The organism is Zhaonella formicivorans (assembly GCF_004353525.1).
Lineage (GTDB): Bacteria > Bacillota > DUOV01 > DUOV01 > Zhaonellaceae > Zhaonella > Zhaonella formicivorans.
This window is the reverse complement of sequence record NZ_CP085524.1, coordinates 199801-217245: the sequence shown is the minus strand read 5'-3', so window position 1 is coordinate 217245 and position 17445 is coordinate 199801. Positions and strand designations below refer to the sequence as shown.

Genomic DNA, 17445 nt, shown 5'->3' with positions numbered 1-17445 from the left:
CTGTCTGGCCTGCGGAGATAACGCCGCTGATTAAGCCACCGCCTGCTCACGCTGGCGGCGGGTTTGCCTTGACTGGCGTTCCCTCTGTGGCTCCGGCTGCTGCTCCTGAGCTCTCTGTTCAGGCGTTTCCTCCTGCGGCGATGCTTGGTCAAGCCTGCTTTCCACATATTCTCGGACGTGTGCCGGAACAACTTTTTCATAGGTTTTATCAAGGTAGTCCTTCAGCTCCTGCTCAACAGTCAGCTCCTTTTTGCCCATAAAAAAACGGAGTGCATCCAGCTTCTCCGTAGGGAACATTATTTTCAGTTCGGTTTCTCTCATGGCTTATTGCCTCCTTTTTATTACTGATTCCTATAAGCTCATCTTGGCAAACAAAAAAGCCATCCCTTTCGAGATGACTTATGTTTCAATATAATTCTGTTGGCTACATACTCTGGGTAAAATCTGACAAACCTTTGCGTTCCGGCTTCCTGCCTTCGGCAAGAGCCAGCGCCTTTTCCCATGTTTTTTCCGTTTCATACTTGAAAAACTCATAGAGAGGATTTAAATCCTCGGCTTCATCATACTTTTGCAGGCACTCGTAATAAACCCGCTTATCCTCGTTATAGACGATTAGAGGCGGGTGGTTACGTGTCATGAGATAGTAATTCATCAGCGTCCTGCCAACACGCCCGTTGCCGTCTGCGAAGGGATGGATGTATTCAAACCTGGCGTGAAGATAGGCGGCGGCTTTTAAGACATCTTTGCCCTCATAGGCGTTGACTTCGGCAATCAGTTCCGTCAGGTCGTTTTCAACATCTTCCGCAGCGGAGCCCACCTCATGGACGCCGGTTACATAATCGTGCTTTTTAAATTCGCCTGGCCGTTCCTCATTTTCAATATACCTGCGCTCATCGTATGTCCCGCCGGTGAGAACCTTGTGTATTTCCTTAACCAACTCTATGCTGAGAGGCTCTTTTTTCACGATTTTTTCTTTCAATAACTCATAGCACAGCTTTTGATTTTGCTGCTCGAACAGGGCGCGCACGTCTCCAGTATAGTCTACAACCCTGCCGTTTTCAAAGATTTCCCTTGTATCGTGATAGGTGATTTCCTCGTTTTCTATCTTCCCGGAATGAAACGCAAACAGGATGCGGAAGCTGTCAAGGTATTTATCTAAATCAGCGGCAGACGCAATTTTGTATGACTGCCACAGTTCAACAGCCTTATTGTATAGCTCCAAACACACCCCTCCTTTTTTACATTATTTGTTTCATTATACCACACTTTTAATAAGCTTAGACAGAATTACGAAGGTTATAGGTTTATTCTAACAGGAAGACTCGCCATCGGAGCCACTCATTTTTCTAATCCACGGCATCGTTTTTCACCTTGCTTACGGCAGATAGTCTCTTGGGTTTTGCTTTTCACCGTTCACTCGTACCTCAAAGTGCAAGTGCTCTCCGGTACTCCGGCCAGTGGAACCGACCTGTGCGATGATGTCGCCCGCCTTCACGGTCTGCCCCTCAGTGACAAAGATTTTGGAGCAATGGGCGTATATGGTGACGAAACCGCCGCCGTGGTCGATGGCCAAATGATAGCCGTAGCCTGTGTTCTTATTTGGCAATGGCTCCGGCAGCCCGGAGTTTCCGCACAATCTCCTGGATGGTTTCAATATCCTCATATTTACAAATGGGACTGACCAGTTCCACACGGTAAGTGGAATCGGCGCTGCCTCGTTTGCATTCTACAGAAATACTGGCATCGCTCATGATTTTCCATCTGCGGTTTTGGCTGTCCAGCACGGAATATGTGTCATAAGCACCTCCGTCATGGGACAGCCGTGTGCCGAAATACTCCGACAGAACCTGTGCGGCCCTATGCCTTGAGAGTCCTGTCATTTCAATTTCGATTCCAAAGCGTTGGGTTTTCATCGGCCAGCCTCCTTACCGGCCGCCAGCACTTCCGAACAGTCGTGCTTTATGCTCTGGAGCCTGCACCATGAGGTTATACCGCTCGTTGCCGCATTTGTAGAGACACACCCCGCGCTGCGGGTAGCGGATCAGGTTATATTCGCTCTGCTCCAGCTGCAGGGTATCGATGTAGAATTTGGCATCAATGTTTCCGGCATTAAAGAGGAAGGCATGAGTCGGTATGGAAAATAAAGGCTTGGTATACTCCCGGATGCCGTCAATATTGAAATCCTCCAGGTTCTGGCTGGCAAGGATCACGGCGCTGTCCTTTTTGCGGACACGCTTCATAAAGTTGCGGATATACTCAACCGCTGTGAGGTTGGTAAGAAACAGATAAAACTCATCGATGCTTGCTACCGTATTGCCCTTGGTTAAAAGCTCGTTGGACATGAAGGACAGCACGTTAAACAGCAGGGCGCTGCGGATATTTTTGCTTGCCTGCAGCAGTCCTTTCACACCAAAGGTGATGAAATGGCTGCTGGTGATGTTGGTGTGCCCGTTAAAAAATTTAGACTCCGCACCCTTGCATAGGGAGTGGAGTCCTAGGCAGATTTGCTGCAGGATTTCTGCAGTATAGAGCTGGCGTTTGCTTTCATCAAAGGTTTTGTATTCGTTTTCAATCAGCTCATAAAGGTTGGACAGAATGGGGTAATCGGTGGATTTAAGCCGGTCAAAGCTGCTGTGGTCCGTGATGCCCCATTGCTCATACAGCTTCCCCAGCATGATTTCAATGGTGTCGATCTGCCGGTCGTCAAAATCCTTGTAGGTTCTGAAAAAGTCCTTGAGAAAGCTGATGTGCTGGCTGAGTTTTGAAGTCTGCCGGAACGCCTGGGGCGCTTCAGCATCCCTGGGATCGCCGTTTTCATCCCATGTTTTCGGTTCCAGCACATTGATGATATATTCGCCGGACATGAGGTCAATAAAGCAGCCGCCAAGGTTATTGGTTAGTTCCTCGTACTCCATCTCCGGATCAAGGGCCAGGACATGCATACCTGACTGCCGCATGTTGCAGAGAATGAGCTTCAGGAGGTAGGACTTTCCTTGTCCTGAGTTGCCAAGAATGAGAATGTTGGCATTGGTCTTGTCATCAGCACGTTTGTTAAAATCCACAAGAATGTTGCTGCCGAACTTGTCCCTGCCCAGGTAGAAGCCTTTGGCATCGGTCTTGCCGGACAGAAGTGACGTGACGGGCGTAAATCTTTAAAGTAACGCCGTCCTTTTCCCCAAGGTGGCGCAGGATTGCCTGTTCCTCCGTGGCTGTGGGGTACTCGCGAAGCGCCCACACGCAGCGGTAGGTATTGCCGCAGATGAAGTGGTCGGTGTTGAATTTGATGACCGAGGGTGCGATCATATCGAGGAATTCCTGTATGCGGACGTCCTCCTGCGCCACGGCAGTACTCATTCGATTTGCTTTTGGCATTGCATCATCTGTTGCTGCCCTGCTGTTTTTTCTTGCTGGTCTTTTTGTCCATCGTCATCCGGTGGAATTTCCTCATAATTTGATATATCTATGCTATAGCTGCATACCCATGCCGCTGTCCAGCTTTGGAATTGGTATGTGCAAAAGCCGCATGATTTCCTTTTGGGATTCAATAACCCGCTCTGCAATAAACTGTACAAAGGGTTTGTCATCTCTATGGGCTTTTTCAAGAAGTTCAATGTATTCATGTCTAAGCACCGGAGGAATTACAGCCAAAAGATATCCATCCTGTATCAGTGCGGTGTTCATAATGAGCCTGGCAATTCTGCCATTTCCGTCTTTAAACGGATGAATGAAGACAAATCTTTTATGGAGCTGTGCTGCAAACACTACCGGATGAAACTTCTCTCTTTCGGTTGCAATCCACTGAAAAAGTCCATTCATTTCTTCCTGTATGCGTTTTGTTTCTGCCACAGGATATCTGGAGCCGCTGATGAAAACATCCATGTCACGGTATCTTCCGGCATATTCTTTCTCTATATTCTCATAAAACATTTGATGCATTGTCAGAACATCTCTTTCCGTGATGGTTCTATTTTTAAGCAGGGTGAACATGAAATCATAGGCTTTGGCATGACCGATTGCCTCAAAGGTATAACGCAAGGGTTTACCGCCAACAGTCAATCCATCCTCAAGCAGCACTTTGGTTTCACTTTCCGTAAGGGTATTTCCCTCAAGAGCATTGGATGACCAAGTGAGTCCGATACGATAGTATTCTTTAAGTTGTGTCAGCACCTCACCCTCGAAGGGTCTGCGCTCGTCTATAGCAGCCTTATATAAGTCAAGTAATCTGTATATGTCCATCTTTATTCACCTGTTTTCATTGTATTTATCATTTAATTATACCACAAAAACTTCCATTTAGTCACCAAAAATCACCCATCTCTCCCCATCGAAGTCCTCAAATTTTTCGGTAGTCACATTCTGCTCAAAGTACACGGCGAGGATTCTTTTGATGTCCTCTTTTTCGGCCCTTTTAACGGAAAAGCCCTGCTCTCGCAGAGTTTTTTCAATACGGTGCCGCATTCAAAGGCAGAAACCACAAGCACTGTCCCATAAAGCGCCCATGCAAGATAGGAAAAGAACAGCATAATAGCCTGCACCCAGCTCATCTCGAACAGCTCGGCTCCCATGTTGCCCATCATCGCGAAGAATTCACAGAATCAGGTCGATCGCAGGGAAAACGACCTTGTTGACCACGGTTTTAATCTGCGCAGATGCGTCCTTCCTTGTGCTTTCTATGGCTCCCACAACATCGCCGGTAGGAGCGGCATAGACGGTCATACAGAAAACGCTGATAAGGACAAGGGTGACGCAAAAAAGGTGAACACCTTTGCCTCAGAACTTTGCAGAGAAGCGGAGATTGCAGACAGGGTCGGCAGCGAAACCAGCATGCGGGCGCAGGTGCTGCGGGAAAAAACAGGACTTGATCCCGCCATTTCCTGGTCAAAGACCGGCAAAATCCAGCTCAATGAAGAGTTCACGGTGACCGTCAGCCATTTCTTTGTCTTGTCAGTTATATTCTTCATAAGAGATTACCTCCTTGTCGTAGTCAATGCTGCCCTCCCATGAGGAACCGCTTGGCTTATACCCTCCTGCATAGCCCTCCCGAACGCCGTGGTAAACATCATCATAGTTGTCGTACGCATCCCTTGTGTCGGCAAGTGTTCAGAGAACATGCCCCCTTTCCTCGTGCAAAGCAGTGCCCTGCTCGTTCAGCCACTGGTCCCTCACCACCTCCGGCGGGTTTTGAAAGCGCAGCAGCTTTTGTTTCAAATCCTGTTCGTTCATCAGAAGACCTCCTTTCAGCGCAACAAAAAAAGAACGGAGGTTATCCGCTCTTTTTCGCCATGCCCATTCTTTAATTATGCCGTAGAATCCATTCCAAGAGTTGCTTATCATCCATCTCGCCGGCAGCAAGCTTTAAGCCGGTTTCGATAATATCCTGATCCAAACATGTTAGCTCGATGCCATTGATTTCCAGAAAACCAGCATGGCAAGCATTCCGATTCTCTTGTTGTCATCAACAAAGGGATGATTTTTTACTAAAGAATACCCCAAACGCGCCTCCTTCGCCTCCAGTGTTTTATATACATATTCACCGCCAAAGGTCTGAAATGGAGCGTTGACCGCCGAGTCCAGCAGGTTCTCGTCACGAATCCCGTCCAATCCTCCGGTTTCCTTGATCAACGCGCTGTGCATCATCACGATTTGCGGGATGCTTAATCTTTTCATTTAGCCAGTTCCTCAAACGCCGTCCGGTGTTTTGTGATCAGGCGGCGAGCTATACTTTTCACATCCTCGTCAACCGCCATTTCCTCAGCCTGACATTCATTGAACTCTATGATAATATAACGCGGCACATTGTTTTTCAAAATGACCGCAACACCATTCTCATCAACCAAGCGCGCCACCTTGGAAAAATTCTGATTGGCCTCGGTAATGGAAACAAGGCTGTTTGTGTTAATATTCATTCAAAACACCTCCTATTTCTATTATACACAGAAATAGGATAAATTTAACCTATTTCATTTCAAAACATCCCGCCGAGGGACTTGATGATCTCATAGCCGATGATGGCGAGATAGGTAAACAGGAAGCATATCAGCATAATGAAGGAGAAAATCCGGATTTTGGGCGGTATCTTCTGCGCCTCACCCTTGAGTCTTTGTAGCTCCAGCACCTTAAAATCGTGGGCGAGCATCTGAAAATAGATTGCGCCGTCATCGCCGCGCAGCACACCAATGAGTCCGCGCACTACATCAGAGAGTTGTGGTGAATTGAGCCTTGCCTCGAACCGGGTGAGCGCCGCCTCGTAGCTGGATGAGCGCATGTCCGCAGTTACGATGTCCAGTTCACTTGCAAAAGCAGTGCCTGCATTTTTCTTAAAGTTCTCCAGAATGGACAACACATCACGGCTGCTTTTTAGCGACTGTTCGATGGTCGCCACGAACCTTGGCAGCTCGCTTTCGATCTGCTCCCGTTTGACCTTCAGCTGCTCATCCGCTTTTCTGGTTTCCTTGAAATAGACCAGCACGGCGAGCAGCACCATCACCGGGGAAAGCAGCGGGAACAAGAACAGGCAGGGTATCACGCCAAGGAGGATCGCTCCTGCTTTGACGAAGGCATACGCAAGGTAAACCTCCGGTGTCATACTGATGCCCGCCGCTTTGAGGACGTTGGACATGCGGCTTTTGCGGTACTCATCCAGGCGAATAAATCTTGACAGCCTGACAGCGCCGGACATGAAATACGCATCCACGGTTTTGCAGCCTTTTTGTCCTGCTTACCGGCACTGAGCATGGCCTTGGCTGCTCCCATGGTCGGCAGCTTGAGCACATCCGCGAGAATAAAAAACAGCCCTGCCACAAGCAGGACTACAAATAAAAATAACAGGGATATCAAATGGTTTCACCTCCGTAAAATGCAGAAAAGCCGCCACATTTCTGTGACGGCATATGATCTTGCGCTAATTTCCGATTTGGTTTTAATATGCTTCTTACAACAGCCAGCCGTAATCCTGCCTGCAGTCCACCACATAATCCACATAAACGGTATCGCCCTTTATCTGGTAAATGAGCAGATACTGCTTGCCTATAAGGAGTTTTCTGTACTTACCGGCAGGAATGTAAGGATCGGAGAGCCAAGGGTTTCGCTCCGGAAATTTCTCCAGAGATTTTGCTTTCGCGCTGAACTCGGCTACGAGATCTAATGCGGCTTTTTCACTGACCTGGGCCAGAAAGCGGGAGTGAGATACCAGCATCTGCGCCGCCTCATCGGAGATAATCACTTTGTATATTTTACCCTCGCTGTCCATCCAGTACCTCCTTGATGGCTGCTTTCATCATGGAAGATACCTCGTCAATGGAATAACCGCTTTTGCCGCTTAACCGGCTTTCCTCGGCTGCAACCAGATTTTCTCTGAGGCGCAGCATGCTTTCGCGTCGGGCAAAGGCTTCAATATCCATCACCACCAAATCTCCCTCACCGTTTTTGGTCAGGTACACAGGCTGTCCGGACTTCTTGCACAGCTCGGAAATCTCGTTGTAGTTTTTTCGAATTGCAGCCGATGGCTTTATAATCACTTGACCACTCCCTTTAGCGTAGCATTATTTTATCCTTATTATATTCTTATTATACTACATTAAAGTGGCCTTGTAAATTAATGATGACTTGCTGATAGTGTCAAGTAACTGTAGGATTTTTTACGAGAAAAATTCACCTATCCGGTTCAGAGCGGTAGCCTCGTTGTAAATTTGCCTGATATTTTTTGATTAATTCTTGAATTATGTGGTTGTATTGCTAATATTTTACTATGAAGATACATATTATTTCTGGTTGCCCTTAGCACAGGTCTATGCAGTAGCGGCTAGTGCCCTGAGGACCTTGGTCAATGGACTCTGGGGTCCTTTCAGGATGGGCATATTCCGAATCATTTCTATTGCCACGTTCCTTTGGATTGTTCTCTTGGCCCTTTTTAGTTTTTCTGCGTCTACCTGTAATGCTTTTACCGGTTGTTTTTGCTGGGCCAGGTATATTTCCTTTATATTTAACCCGTTGGCTTTGGCTGCCCGAAGGCTGGCCATTTGTTCGGCTCCTGCTTTGCTCCATCCCCCTGGCCGCTTGCTTAATCTGGCAGATAGTATATGGCTTACGTGTCCTTCTGCGCTGCATCCCTGCACTTCTTCACGGTATCGGTTACGCGCTTCTATCCCATCCCACTGCCCCCGAATGTACCGCTTCGTTTTTGTAATCGCTTTCTGGCGCTCTGGACGGAGTTTCTGGGCTTTATCCAATACAACCATTACTTTTTCCAAGTCACTGCGCTTTATATGTTCCCAAAGGGCTGCTTGTAGTTTGGGCTCAGGGCCTACAGCGCTATATCCGGCATAGTCGTCAACTAAATGAGCGTAGGATTGGGTTTCTTTATGGTAAAAGTAGGTACGATGATAGCTCATTTCTCCAAAGACTGTGACCACATGTTTCTCTTCTTGACGCCGCTCAACCACCCAACCGGGACGTTCTTCCCGGTGCTCAACCAGATAAGCATCCTGGGTTTCCAGGACCATCTTCAGTATGTCTTTTCCCAATTGGTTAAGGATCTCTTTAACCTTGATTTCCAACTCCGGATATGTGATTTTTCTCTCTAAAGCCTCAATTACGTTTTCCCCAACCAGCAGGAATTTATCCCATAAGTGTTGAATTATCTTTTCCATAAGACCTCACCTCTCGAGCCTTTTTGCCTTAGGGCTTAAGGCTCCGTCTTTCGCCAGACGGTGAGGTCTTATTTCTTTCCCCTGCCCTTTTTTTCCTGCAGGGTATCCTACAGTAATTTTACACTAACATTTTTTGACTAATTTTTCAGAATATCATTTATGCTTTCCCTGGCGAGCTATACCCCCATATTTATCAAAGAAAATCCAGTGAGGCAATTAATGCTTTTCTGGTTGTTTATCTTATAAAAGTAAAAACCCGATCATTTTAAAAATAACCGAGTTTTTATTATTAATTATCATCGTTTTTTCCCTTCAAAAGATGTCCTTCAAAATCGCCGAAAACCCTTACGCCATGCGGGTTTCGGCACGTTTTATCTGAACTATGCACTCAACGTGCTTTGAGCGGCGAAAAGCGATTAAAAGAAAACACTTGATATGTTTTCATATTGAGCTTTGCAACTTTAAAGATGGCGATAAAAAAGCATATCTGCATTAAAAGTATCAGTGTGTATAGTCAATGACCCTTATACAATCACCCAGTTTCTTTGAAATTGCATCCTTCATTGCCTGTGAATGTGGACAAGCAAATCCTATTGGATTACCCCTTGTAATGCAAGAAGCCAATACAATTGTGTCTGCTCCTCTTTTAACCATTTCTACGGCCCTTGTTACAGCTCTTTTACCAGGGCAGCCACCACATGTATTAACACCGATTACTTCAATATCACCTTCAACGCCTTCAAATGCACATTTCTTTTCCTTCATTACTTTAAAATCTGTTGTTGCAGGACACATATCCTCTGTTTGCATACATCTTATCAATCCAACCTTCATACTAACAACTCCTTGTATTGTTATAGCTACACTTTAATATAGTTGTTCTTCCTTATTGAAGAATGTACGATAGCCCAACTGCAGCATAATGATAACAGTAAGTGCGACAGCGCCAAGAATTCCAAGCATTATGGCAATTTGATAAGCAATAGCTGTTGTCGGTGAAGTGCCGGAAAGAATTTGACCTGTCATCATCCCCGGCAAAAAAACTATACCCATTCCAACCATTGAATTGATGGTTGGCATAATAGCTGCATCAAAAGTACTGTTGATTATGCTTCTTGTTGCAGCCTGTGGTGTTGCTCCAAGTATCAGTGTTTCTTCCACCAGAGCTTTCTGTGTTGTCATTCCTTCGAGCAGGGATTTAACGCCAAGTGATATCCCCGTCATTGAATTGCCAATAAGCATTCCGGCTATTGGCACAAAATATTGCGGATCATACCATGGGGAAATCCGCACTACGACAAATAGAAAATATAAAAGACACGATAGAGTACCTATGCTCATGGAAAAAGCAATAACTTTTTTTAAAGGGTTTGATAGTCTTCCTTTGAATTTTTTAAATACAGTATAAACTGCAAAGGCCTCCATGAGCAAAATGATTCCTCCGGTAATGAACGGGCTGGGATTGTTAAATATATACACCAGTATATATCCGGTCAAAACAAGCTGCAAAGTCATTCTGACAGAGGATATAACGATTTCTTTTTCTCTCTTTATTCCCCGTATTCTTACAATTGCAAGCACGATTAAAACAAACAGATACGCAAACGCAACCTGCCAGACTGTTAAATCAATGATTCCGTTCATTATTGCACCTCCTGCTCGAGCATCTGCCTTCCGATATTTCAATTATTGTGTCGGAGTATTTTTCAGCAATTGCTTTTGAATGGGTTACCATTACAAGAGTTTTATTTTCTCTTCTAACATGCTCTGTTACCATATGAATTATAATTTCTTCCGTCTCATCATCCAGCGCAGATGATGGTTCGTCAAGAAGATAAACATCTGGGTTAAGTATCAGCACCCGGCCTAAAGCAAGCCTTTGTTTTTCTCCTCCTGAAAGAGTATTTGCTGAACTTTCAAGCGACTTTTTTAACTTAACCTGCTCTAAAACCTGATAAAGCACTTCATCGCTTGGAATTTCTCTTTGCTGAAACCTTAGCCCTGCAATTAAATTGTCCCTGATACTTCCTTCAAACATGGCAGGACTTTGAGAAAGCATGGTAACGCGTCTACGGTGAGCAACAGAATTTATCTCTTTCAAATCCACACCATTAAATAAAATCCTGCCCTGCGTGGGAGAAATCATTTTATTCAACATTTTCAAAATTGTTGTTTTACCGCTGCCGCTTGCACCAACTAGGGTTGTTATTTTCTCCTTTTCTATATAAAGCGTCGGCAGGTCTAATACACCCTTGTATCTTACATCAATAAATTTAAACATTGTCATCCTCCTTTGCAATTCCAATCTCACCAACCAACTCAGCCAGATATTTCTTGGCTTCAATAAGCTCTTTCTTCCCTGCTTCTGTAATAACATAGTATTTACGGATTTTGCCGCCAACGTTTTCATCATAATGCTCAATCAAACCTTCTTTTTCAAGGTTATGGAGAATAGGATACAACGTCCCTGGGCTCAATTTATATCCATGTTCGGATAATTCCTCAATCATCCAGCTTCCATAAACAGGCTCTTTGTCCGCATGGTGCAAAATATGCAAGCAGATAAAACCTTGAAACAACCGCTTGTTAACAAAACCAGTCATTGTTTTCACCTCATTATCGATTCTATTATCTATTTCCGCTATCGAATTTCGTTATCGTATTTAGTTATTATTATAGTACAGCTAAAATGCAGTTGTCAATCGTTTCTAATTTTCAAAATAAAAAAAACCGGTCAAGGTAGCTGTTCACCTTAACCGGTAATCTTTCAAATCCTTCACTTATCCCAATATCTCCCTTACCTCAACCCCCGCCTTCAATACAAACACCACTTCCACCAGCGACTTTACCCGTATTTGCTCTACCAGCGCTGTAAATAACTCCTAGTCAAACTCCTTCACAATTTCCTTTCCCCGAAGCATTTTTTCAATCTCCCGAACCCTCAAAAGAGCATCTTTCCGCTTAAACTCTGCCTGAGTAAAAGCCGAACGTTGCTGCCTGAGCTCCTCCATCTCGTTGGTTATCCTGGCATATTCCTCGCCGTAAATATCCGCGTCAAGACTGGCCTTTACATTAAGCTTCACCAGCCGCTCCATTTCCTCCCTAAGTTCATCCAGCCGCTTGTCAATGGCAGCAACATTGACGGAATTGGCCTTCTCGGCAAAAACTTTTTCAATATTCCCAAGCATTCTTGAAATGAACTTGTCAGTATCCTTTATCTGCCGGTTGACCATCCTGACAAAGGCTTTCTTCAGCTTTTCCTCATCCACCGCCTTCATGCTGCAGCCTTGCGGCCCCTTTTCATCCCTGTTCCTGCAAATCCACATATATTTTTTATATTTCTCTCCCTGCCCCCAGCGGACTCTTCTAAAAAGCGAACCACAATCACCGCAAATAATCTTTCCTGAAAAGGCATATTTATTGCTGTGCCTACTGCGGTTTTCATCGGTAACGCCTTTCAGTTTGCGCCTCCGCTCCATTTCCTGCTGTGTCATTTCAAAGGTTTCCTTTGATATAATCGGCGGATGGCTGTTTTCCACATAATACTGCTGGACATGCCCCTTGTTAATAACTCGCTTATGGGTGAGGAAATCTACTGTTATCGTTTTCTGCAATAGTGCATCACCGGCATATTTCTCGTTTTGGAGCATCTTCTTGATAACCGATTCATGCCACTTCCTTCCGCCTGTCGCTGTAAGAATGCCATCTGCTTCAAGGCCTTCTGCAATTTTATAGCAGCTTTTACCCTTCAGGTATTCTTCAAAAACCCGCCGGACAATTTCCGCTTCCTTCTCATTTATCACCAACTCTCCATTTTCATCCTTGTTATAGCCCATGAATTTTTTGTGATTAACCCTGACCTTGCCCTGCTGGAACCTGCGCACAATTCCCCATCTGGAATTTTCGCTGATTGACCTGGACTCATCCTGCGCAAGGGAACTCAAAATAGTTAACAAGACTTCTCCCTTGGCATCCAGGGTATCAATGTTTTCCTTTTCAAAATATACCGCTATACCCTTCTCCTTTAAGAGCCGCACATATTTAAGGCAATCCAGAGTGTTTCTCGCAAACCTTGAAATTGACTTTGTAATAATCAGGTCAATCCTGCCGGCCATGCAGTCGTCTATCATTCTTTTAAATTCCACCCGGTTTTTTGTGTTTGTCCCTGTGATTCCTTCATCGGCATATATCCCTGCAAACTCCCAATCCGGGCGCTTTTTGATATAGTCTTCGTAATAGGTAACCTGCGCCTCGTAGCTGGAAAGCTGTTCTTCCGTATCGGTACTCACGCGGCAATAGGCACAAACCCGCTTTTTCGCTTGAGCAGGCAGCCCCTTTATAACCTGCATGGGTTTTGCAGGAATCACCGAAACCACCTTGCGCATAACTTCGACCTCCTTACCTTAGACCATGAATTCCTTTTTTCTTTATAAACTTCTCCTCAAGGACAAGTCCGTTTTTAAGTTCAAATTTAAGATGAGTGGGCGATATAACCAAAATACGCTCCACCAATGCTTTAAAACAAAAGTCATCAAATTCCGTCAGCATATCCTCCATCCCCTGAAGATATTCATAAAGCTTTTCTGTCCGTTTCAGGAGCTCCTCGCGCCTGTCATCCAGTGAGCCGATGCTATTTCTTTCTTCCCTTAATTTATCAAGCTCGGCTTTCAGTTTCCCGTATTCATTCTGAAATACCTCGGGGTAAATCTTCTCTTTAATTTGCAGGCGGATAAGCTGTTTCATCCGCCCTGTTATATGCTCAATCCTTGCATCAATAGCTTTTACAGGCTCGCTCTTTAGCTCATCAAGCAGCACCTTTTGCACATTCTCCATAAAGGGCTTTAAAATAGCCTCTTTATTTCTGTAAAGCCGGTTAAAAACCCGAAGGAATACCTTCTTCAGTGTAATGTTATCCAGCGCTTTCATGCCGCATTGATTTTTTCCTTCCTTTATATAGGTGCTGCACTGCCAGACGATTTGTTTGGCTTTCGATTTACTGTTCCATGTCCGGCGCTTAAAAGTTGCCCCGCAATTGCCACAAATAAGCCGGCCGCTGAAAACATACTGGCTAGCGTATCTCTCCCGGTTCTCCGGCAGGTTTCCGTACTTGGCAGCACGCTTAAGCCTAAGCTTTTGCACAAGGTCAAATTCTTCTTTAGATATGATTGGCTCATGATTGCCCATCACATGGTACAGGGGCACCTCACCCCTGTTCTTTTTCTTTTTATGGGTCAAATAATCCACTGTGTAGGTTTTTTGAAGGACAGCATCGCCATAATACTTTTCATTTGTTAAAACACCCCGTATGGTTCCTTCCGGCCACTTGTCAAGTCCTGTAACCGTCTTGATACCGTCACCTTCAAGCCCTCTTTTAATCTCCCGGATACTTTTACCGGCGATATATTCCTTGAAAATCCTTCTTACAATTTCAGCTTCAGCAGGATTTACCACTAATTCTCCGCTTTCACTGGTATCATAGCCAAGAAAGCGTTTTGTAGTTACCGTAACTTTTCCCTGCCTGAACTTTTTCTGTAGCGACCAGCGGATGTTTTCCGATATGCTGCGGCTCTCCTCCTGTGCAATACTTGAAAGTACGCTTAAAACAAGCTCGCTTTCGCTATCCTGTGTATTGATGTTTTCCCTTTCAAAATACACTGCCACACCAAGGCTTTTAAGAAAGCGCACTGCCTCCAAGCAGTCCGCCGTATTTCTGGCAAACCTGGAAATGGATTTGGTAACAATAAGGTCTATCTTGCCGTTTTGTTAGTTGTAAACTTTTAATTTATCTACTCCAAAACCGGAGTAGATTTTTCATTTTCTATTTACCTTTAAGGCTAAGCATCCCTAATTTTATTTGATATAATTTTGTCAAAGTGAATTAGGGTGAGCATCTTGCAAATACTTTACGACTTTAAAATCAGTATGACCAAATACATTAAACTAGGCATAGAGAATCATTTCCCGGCATTTGAAGTATGCCCTAGCTGCAAAGCTAAAGTAAAACTAAAAAGGCATGGCTTTTACTGGAGATATATACACCTCATAAAGAAGGCAGTAAAAGTACCGGTTTGCAGGTATTTCTGCCCCTCCTGCTGTAAAACTATTTCCCTGTTGCCGATCTTCCTATTACCCTACTATCAGCTACCTCTAAGAGTGATTATGAAATTAATCCAATGCGCTGCATCAGGTAAACAGGTTCTTCTAAACCTGAAACGCCAGCATCTACAGTTCATTAAAAAAAGATTTATGAATAACTTAAACTGGATAGAGGCCTTTTTTAGGGATAAGGGTTACGGCGGTTATATTATGCAGGATAAAAAAGAAAAAGCCATGAAGCTCATGGATTTGATTAACACTGCAGCCACAGTGGAAACCTTCAGCCAAAGGTTTCATAATCACTTCCTAAGAGCGTTCATGGCCCAACCAAATGCAAATTAATTTTACTACAAAAAGCGTTAAAAATTAAGTTAAATCTTGAACCACATAACTTTTGCGTGGAGCCACGGTCTTTCTTCCTCTAAAATGTTTTTGAGAGTTTCTAGCCGGCTAGCTACAAAAAAACATTATGAGGAGTAAGAAAAAATGGATGAAAAAGAAAGAGAAGCAGTTGCCCTATTTCGTTACGGCCTAATTGCGCCCATTTTAAATGGACAGGTTACCAGTCAAAAAGACTATCTAGCTCAAATTGCTAGTCACCCCCATGATGTGCCCCACTACGGCGTAAAAGAATTTGCCCCTAAAACGATAGAATTTTGGGTTAAAGCATATCGTAGATGTGGTTTTGAGGGATTAAAGCCTAAGGGTCGGTCTGATAAAGGTTCTGTAAGAAACATCCCGAAGAATTGAAAGAAAAAATTTTGGCTTTGCGTAGCGAACATCGGGAACTGAATGTAACGTTGTTTTATGAAAAACTGGTTAAAGATGCACTCTTTTTGCCTCAAAATATCTCATACTCGACCCTATATAGGTTTCTAAAAAATGAAGGGCTGGTAGGGAAAGTAGAAACTAAATCTCCCGACAGAAAAAGATTCAGTTATGAAGAAGTGAACATACTTTGGCAAGGCGATATGGCAGTAGGCCCCTATATTATTGTTTCCGGTAAAAAGGTTAGGACAAATCTATTTGCTTTTATTGATGATTGTTCAAGGCTTGTTCCCTATGCTGAGTTCGTTTTATCCGAGAAATTTGATTCCCTAAAGCATGTGTTTAAAGAAGCATTAATACGTAGAGGCATTCCTAAGATGATCTATGTGGATAACGGTAAAGTATACAAATCGGACCAGTTTAGCATAGCATGTGCTTCGTTAGGTATCACCTTAATTCATACCAAACCCTATGATGCGGCAAGTAAAGGGAAAATCGAACGTTTTTTCGGTACCGTACGCCAGAGGTTCTTGCCTACTTTAACTAAAGATGCTCTTACTTCAATCGAGACCTTAAACCAAGCCTTTTGGCGTTGGCTGGAGGAAGATTATCATCGAAAGGTTCATTCCGCTCTTGAGATGAGCCCACTAGACATGTTTATGTCTCAGTTTAGCCGGGTAAAAATGATAGATAACCCCAAAGCTTTGGACGCCCTTTTCTAAAAGAGAAAAGCGTAAGGTTAAGCATGATGGCACTATCTCAATTAATTCCTTGCTTTTTGAAGTGCCTCCCCAGTTTATTGGGCAACAAATCGAGGTTCGTTTTGATCCTGAAAAACTAGAACAGGTGTTTATCTATGTAGAGGGGAAAGAAGTGGCCAAAGCTTTGCCTGTAATTTACAGTGATAACGCCAGAATTAAAAGGGAAAAAAGGCAAAAGGAAAAAGAAGAAGCCGCGCTATCCTTTCAGGAAATGTATGAATCCAGGAGGGAACATAATGTATAGAGCATTTTACTCTCTAAGCAGAAAACCATTTACCAAAGAAATTGAGACAAAGCACCTTTTTCCCTCTAAAAGCTTTACTGAATTAATGGCACGGCTTAATTACCTTAAAGATTCAAGGGGCATTGGGGTGGTAGTGGGTGAGCCTGGTGCCGGTAAAACTTCTGTCCTCAGAAACTTTGCTTTAAGCTTAAATCCCTCACTTTACAAAGTTATTTATTTTCCTTTGTCTACAGGTACGGTGATGGATTTTTACCGGGGACTGTGCTATGGGCTAGGTGAAGAACCTACCTTTAGAAAAGTTGATCTATTTAAGCAAATTCAAGAGGGAGTAACCAGCCTATTTTATGAAAAAAAGATAACTCCTGTATTTATTCTAGATGAAATGCAGTTATCTAACAACAAGTTTCTAAATGACTTAAGCATCCTGTTTAATTTTACAATGGATTCGGATAATCCGTTTATTTTGGTATTGGCGGGATTGCCTTATCTACTGGATCGTTTAGCTTTATCCCATAATCAGTCGTTAAATCAGCGTATTATCATGCGTTACAAGGTCACACCCTTAGATAAAGAAGAGGTGAAAAACTATATCTTACATCACCTGGAGTTAGCAGGTGCTAAATTTGAAATATTTTCTCCACAAGCAGTGGAGGCTATTGCCACCCGTTCTAGGGGATGGCCAAGACTCATCAACAATTTAGCTACTAACTGCCTGCTTTATGGGTGCCAGAAAAGACTTGAATGTATTGATGAAGAGGCGGTAATTAAATCTGCTCAGGAAGCAGGTCTTTAAACTTAAGAACTACGGCTGCTTAAAAAAACTGGGCAGATTGATAGATTAATTCGCCCTGCTGCTAAAGAAAATGGTATGTGAGGCTTATGATATGACAAAGCCACATATCCTTCACTGTTAGGCATCTGCCCGAGG

At 44.0% G+C, this 17445-nt stretch carries 18 protein-coding genes and 7 pseudogenes; 4 read left to right on the top strand and 21 right to left on the bottom strand.

Annotation, left to right across the window (positions count from 1 at the left end):
• Positions 1-30: 30 nt before the first annotated feature.
• The 8 genes and pseudogenes from EYS13_RS01050 to EYS13_RS01010 all read right to left on the bottom strand — a co-directional run.
• Positions 31-321, bottom strand: a complete 291-nt coding sequence (locus EYS13_RS01050; protein ID WP_227765104.1) for a DUF6103 family protein — start codon at positions 319-321, stop codon at positions 31-33.
• 103 nt (positions 322-424) lie between these two features.
• Positions 425-1222 carry a Fic family protein gene (locus EYS13_RS01045; protein WP_227765102.1) on the bottom strand — a complete coding sequence of 266 codons (798 nt, stop codon included), beginning with the start codon at positions 1220-1222 and terminating at the stop codon, positions 425-427.
• 153 nt (positions 1223-1375) lie between these two features.
• Positions 1376-1594: pseudogene (locus tag EYS13_RS01040) on the bottom strand (M23 family metallopeptidase); the annotation flags it as partial.
• Positions 1595-1601: 7 nt separating this feature from the next.
• Positions 1602-1913: pseudogene (locus EYS13_RS01035) on the bottom strand (amidoligase family protein); the annotation flags it as partial.
• A gap of 12 nt (positions 1914-1925) precedes the next feature.
• Positions 1926-3372, bottom strand: a pseudogene (locus EYS13_RS01030) (VirB4 family type IV secretion system protein).
• A 93-nt stretch (positions 3373-3465) separates the two neighbouring features.
• Positions 3466-4236 carry a Fic family protein gene (locus EYS13_RS01020; RefSeq protein WP_227765093.1) on the bottom strand — a complete coding sequence of 257 codons (771 nt, stop codon included), beginning with the start codon at positions 4234-4236 and terminating at the stop codon, positions 3466-3468.
• A gap of 215 nt (positions 4237-4451) precedes the next feature.
• Positions 4452-4589 (bottom strand): annotated as a pseudogene (locus EYS13_RS16445) (conjugal transfer protein TrbL family protein); the annotation flags it as partial.
• 1 nt (position 4590) lies between these two features.
• Positions 4591-4731 (bottom strand): annotated as a pseudogene (locus EYS13_RS01010) (DUF3852 family protein); the annotation flags it as partial.
• Here EYS13_RS01010 and EYS13_RS01005 point away from each other — a divergent pair.
• Positions 4687-5004, top strand: coding sequence for a DUF4320 family protein (locus tag EYS13_RS01005; RefSeq protein WP_227767743.1), 318 nt, complete (start codon positions 4687-4689; stop codon positions 5002-5004). The pseudogene EYS13_RS01010 and the gene EYS13_RS01005 overlap by 45 nt on opposite strands.
• Positions 5005-5100: 96 nt before the next feature.
• Here the strand turns inward: EYS13_RS01005 and EYS13_RS16160 are convergent, their stop codons facing one another.
• The 13 genes and pseudogenes from EYS13_RS16160 to EYS13_RS00945 form a co-directional block, all read right to left on the bottom strand.
• Complete coding sequence (locus EYS13_RS16160) at positions 5101-5223, bottom strand: hypothetical protein (protein WP_265332400.1); 123 nt, start codon at positions 5221-5223, stop codon at positions 5101-5103.
• A gap of 168 nt (positions 5224-5391) precedes the next feature.
• Positions 5392-5667, bottom strand: a complete 276-nt coding sequence (locus tag EYS13_RS01000; protein WP_227765091.1) for a type II toxin-antitoxin system death-on-curing family toxin — start codon at positions 5665-5667, stop codon at positions 5392-5394.
• Complete coding sequence (locus EYS13_RS00995) at positions 5664-5906, bottom strand: type II toxin-antitoxin system Phd/YefM family antitoxin (protein ID WP_227765089.1); 243 nt, start codon at positions 5904-5906, stop codon at positions 5664-5666. The genes EYS13_RS01000 and EYS13_RS00995 overlap by 4 nt, the downstream gene beginning before the upstream one ends.
• A 59-nt stretch (positions 5907-5965) precedes the next feature.
• Positions 5966-6837 (bottom strand): annotated as a pseudogene (locus tag EYS13_RS00990) (secretion protein F).
• A 94-nt stretch (positions 6838-6931) separates the two neighbouring features.
• Complete coding sequence (locus EYS13_RS00985) at positions 6932-7249, bottom strand: type II toxin-antitoxin system RelE/ParE family toxin (RefSeq protein WP_227765085.1); 318 nt, start codon at positions 7247-7249, stop codon at positions 6932-6934.
• Positions 7233-7517, bottom strand: a complete 285-nt coding sequence (locus tag EYS13_RS00980; protein ID WP_227765083.1) for a type II toxin-antitoxin system prevent-host-death family antitoxin — start codon at positions 7515-7517, stop codon at positions 7233-7235. Before EYS13_RS00980 ends, EYS13_RS00985 begins: the two co-directional genes overlap by 17 nt.
• 270 nt (positions 7518-7787) lie before the next feature.
• The gene (locus EYS13_RS00975; RefSeq protein ID WP_227765081.1) at positions 7788-8648 is read right to left on the bottom strand and encodes a UPF0236 family transposase-like protein; all 861 of its coding nucleotides are present in this window, start codon (positions 8646-8648) and stop codon (positions 7788-7790) included.
• 501 nt (positions 8649-9149) lie between these two features.
• The gene (locus EYS13_RS00970; protein ID WP_227765080.1) at positions 9150-9482 is read right to left on the bottom strand and encodes a CGGC domain-containing protein; all 333 of its coding nucleotides are present in this window, start codon (positions 9480-9482) and stop codon (positions 9150-9152) included.
• A gap of 33 nt (positions 9483-9515) precedes the next feature.
• On the bottom strand, positions 9516-10292 hold the full coding sequence (locus EYS13_RS00965) for an ABC transporter permease (protein WP_227765078.1): 777 nt from the start codon (positions 10290-10292) through the stop codon (positions 9516-9518).
• Positions 10276-10929, bottom strand: coding sequence for an ABC transporter ATP-binding protein (locus EYS13_RS00960; protein WP_077714706.1), 654 nt, complete (start codon positions 10927-10929; stop codon positions 10276-10278). Before EYS13_RS00960 ends, EYS13_RS00965 begins: the two co-directional genes overlap by 17 nt.
• Entirely contained in the window at positions 10922-11251 is a 330-nt protein-coding gene (locus EYS13_RS00955) for a PadR family transcriptional regulator (RefSeq protein WP_227765076.1), read from the bottom strand. Before EYS13_RS00955 ends, EYS13_RS00960 begins: the two co-directional genes overlap by 8 nt.
• A gap of 279 nt (positions 11252-11530) precedes the next feature.
• Positions 11531-13033, bottom strand: coding sequence for a recombinase family protein (locus EYS13_RS00950; protein WP_227765074.1), 1503 nt, complete (start codon positions 13031-13033; stop codon positions 11531-11533).
• 13 nt (positions 13034-13046) lie between these two features.
• Positions 13047-14399 (bottom strand): recombinase family protein, encoded by a 1353-nt coding sequence (locus EYS13_RS00945; protein ID WP_265332435.1) that lies wholly within the window; start codon positions 14397-14399, stop codon positions 13047-13049.
• Between the two features lie 141 nt (positions 14400-14540).
• On the opposite strand from EYS13_RS00945, the gene EYS13_RS00940 reads away from it, so the two are divergent.
• The 3 genes and pseudogenes from EYS13_RS00940 (at position 14541) to EYS13_RS00930 (ending at position 17310) form a co-directional block, all read left to right on the top strand.
• Positions 14541-15086 carry a DUF6431 domain-containing protein gene (locus EYS13_RS00940; protein ID WP_227761719.1) on the top strand — a complete coding sequence of 182 codons (546 nt, stop codon included), beginning with the start codon at positions 14541-14543 and terminating at the stop codon, positions 15084-15086.
• A 144-nt stretch (positions 15087-15230) separates the two neighbouring features.
• A pseudogene (locus EYS13_RS00935) lies at positions 15231-16517 on the top strand (transposase).
• Positions 16510-17310 carry an ExeA family protein gene (locus tag EYS13_RS00930; protein ID WP_227764570.1) on the top strand — a complete coding sequence of 267 codons (801 nt, stop codon included), beginning with the start codon at positions 16510-16512 and terminating at the stop codon, positions 17308-17310. The pseudogene EYS13_RS00935 and the gene EYS13_RS00930 overlap by 8 nt, the downstream one beginning before the upstream one ends.
• The last annotated feature ends 135 nt before the right edge of the window (positions 17311-17445 follow it).

Excerpts from the sequence above, each read along its gene's own strand:
- EYS13_RS00985 (WP_227765085.1), bottom strand. The coding sequence starts at position 7,249 with ATGGACAGCGAGGGTAAAATATACAAAGTGATTATCTCCGATGAGGCG.
- EYS13_RS16160 (WP_265332400.1), bottom strand. The coding sequence starts at position 5,223 with ATGAACGAACAGGATTTGAAACAAAAGCTGCTGCGCTTTCAAAACCCG.
- EYS13_RS00975 (WP_227765081.1), bottom strand. The coding sequence starts at position 8,648 with ATGGAAAAGATAATTCAACACTTATGGGATAAATTCCTGCTGGTTGGG.
- EYS13_RS00995 (WP_227765089.1), bottom strand. The coding sequence starts at position 5,906 with ATGAATATTAACACAAACAGCCTTGTTTCCATTACCGAGGCCAATCAG.
- EYS13_RS01020 (WP_227765093.1), bottom strand. The coding sequence starts at position 4,236 with ATGGACATATACAGATTACTTGACTTATATAAGGCTGCTATAGACGAG.
- EYS13_RS00970 (WP_227765080.1), bottom strand. The coding sequence starts at position 9,482 with ATGAAGGTTGGATTGATAAGATGTATGCAAACAGAGGATATGTGTCCT.
- EYS13_RS00960 (WP_077714706.1), bottom strand. The coding sequence starts at position 10,929 with ATGTTTAAATTTATTGATGTAAGATACAAGGGTGTATTAGACCTGCCG.
- EYS13_RS00930 (WP_227764570.1), top strand. The coding sequence starts at position 16,510 with ATGTATAGAGCATTTTACTCTCTAAGCAGAAAACCATTTACCAAAGAA.
- EYS13_RS00955 (WP_227765076.1), bottom strand. The coding sequence starts at position 11,251 with ATGACTGGTTTTGTTAACAAGCGGTTGTTTCAAGGTTTTATCTGCTTG.
- EYS13_RS01000 (WP_227765091.1), bottom strand. The coding sequence starts at position 5,667 with ATGAAAAGATTAAGCATCCCGCAAATCGTGATGATGCACAGCGCGTTG.
- EYS13_RS01050 (WP_227765104.1), bottom strand. The coding sequence starts at position 321 with ATGAGAGAAACCGAACTGAAAATAATGTTCCCTACGGAGAAGCTGGAT.
- EYS13_RS00965 (WP_227765078.1), bottom strand. The coding sequence starts at position 10,292 with ATGAACGGAATCATTGATTTAACAGTCTGGCAGGTTGCGTTTGCGTAT.
- EYS13_RS00950 (WP_227765074.1), bottom strand. The coding sequence starts at position 13,033 with ATGCGCAAGGTGGTTTCGGTGATTCCTGCAAAACCCATGCAGGTTATA.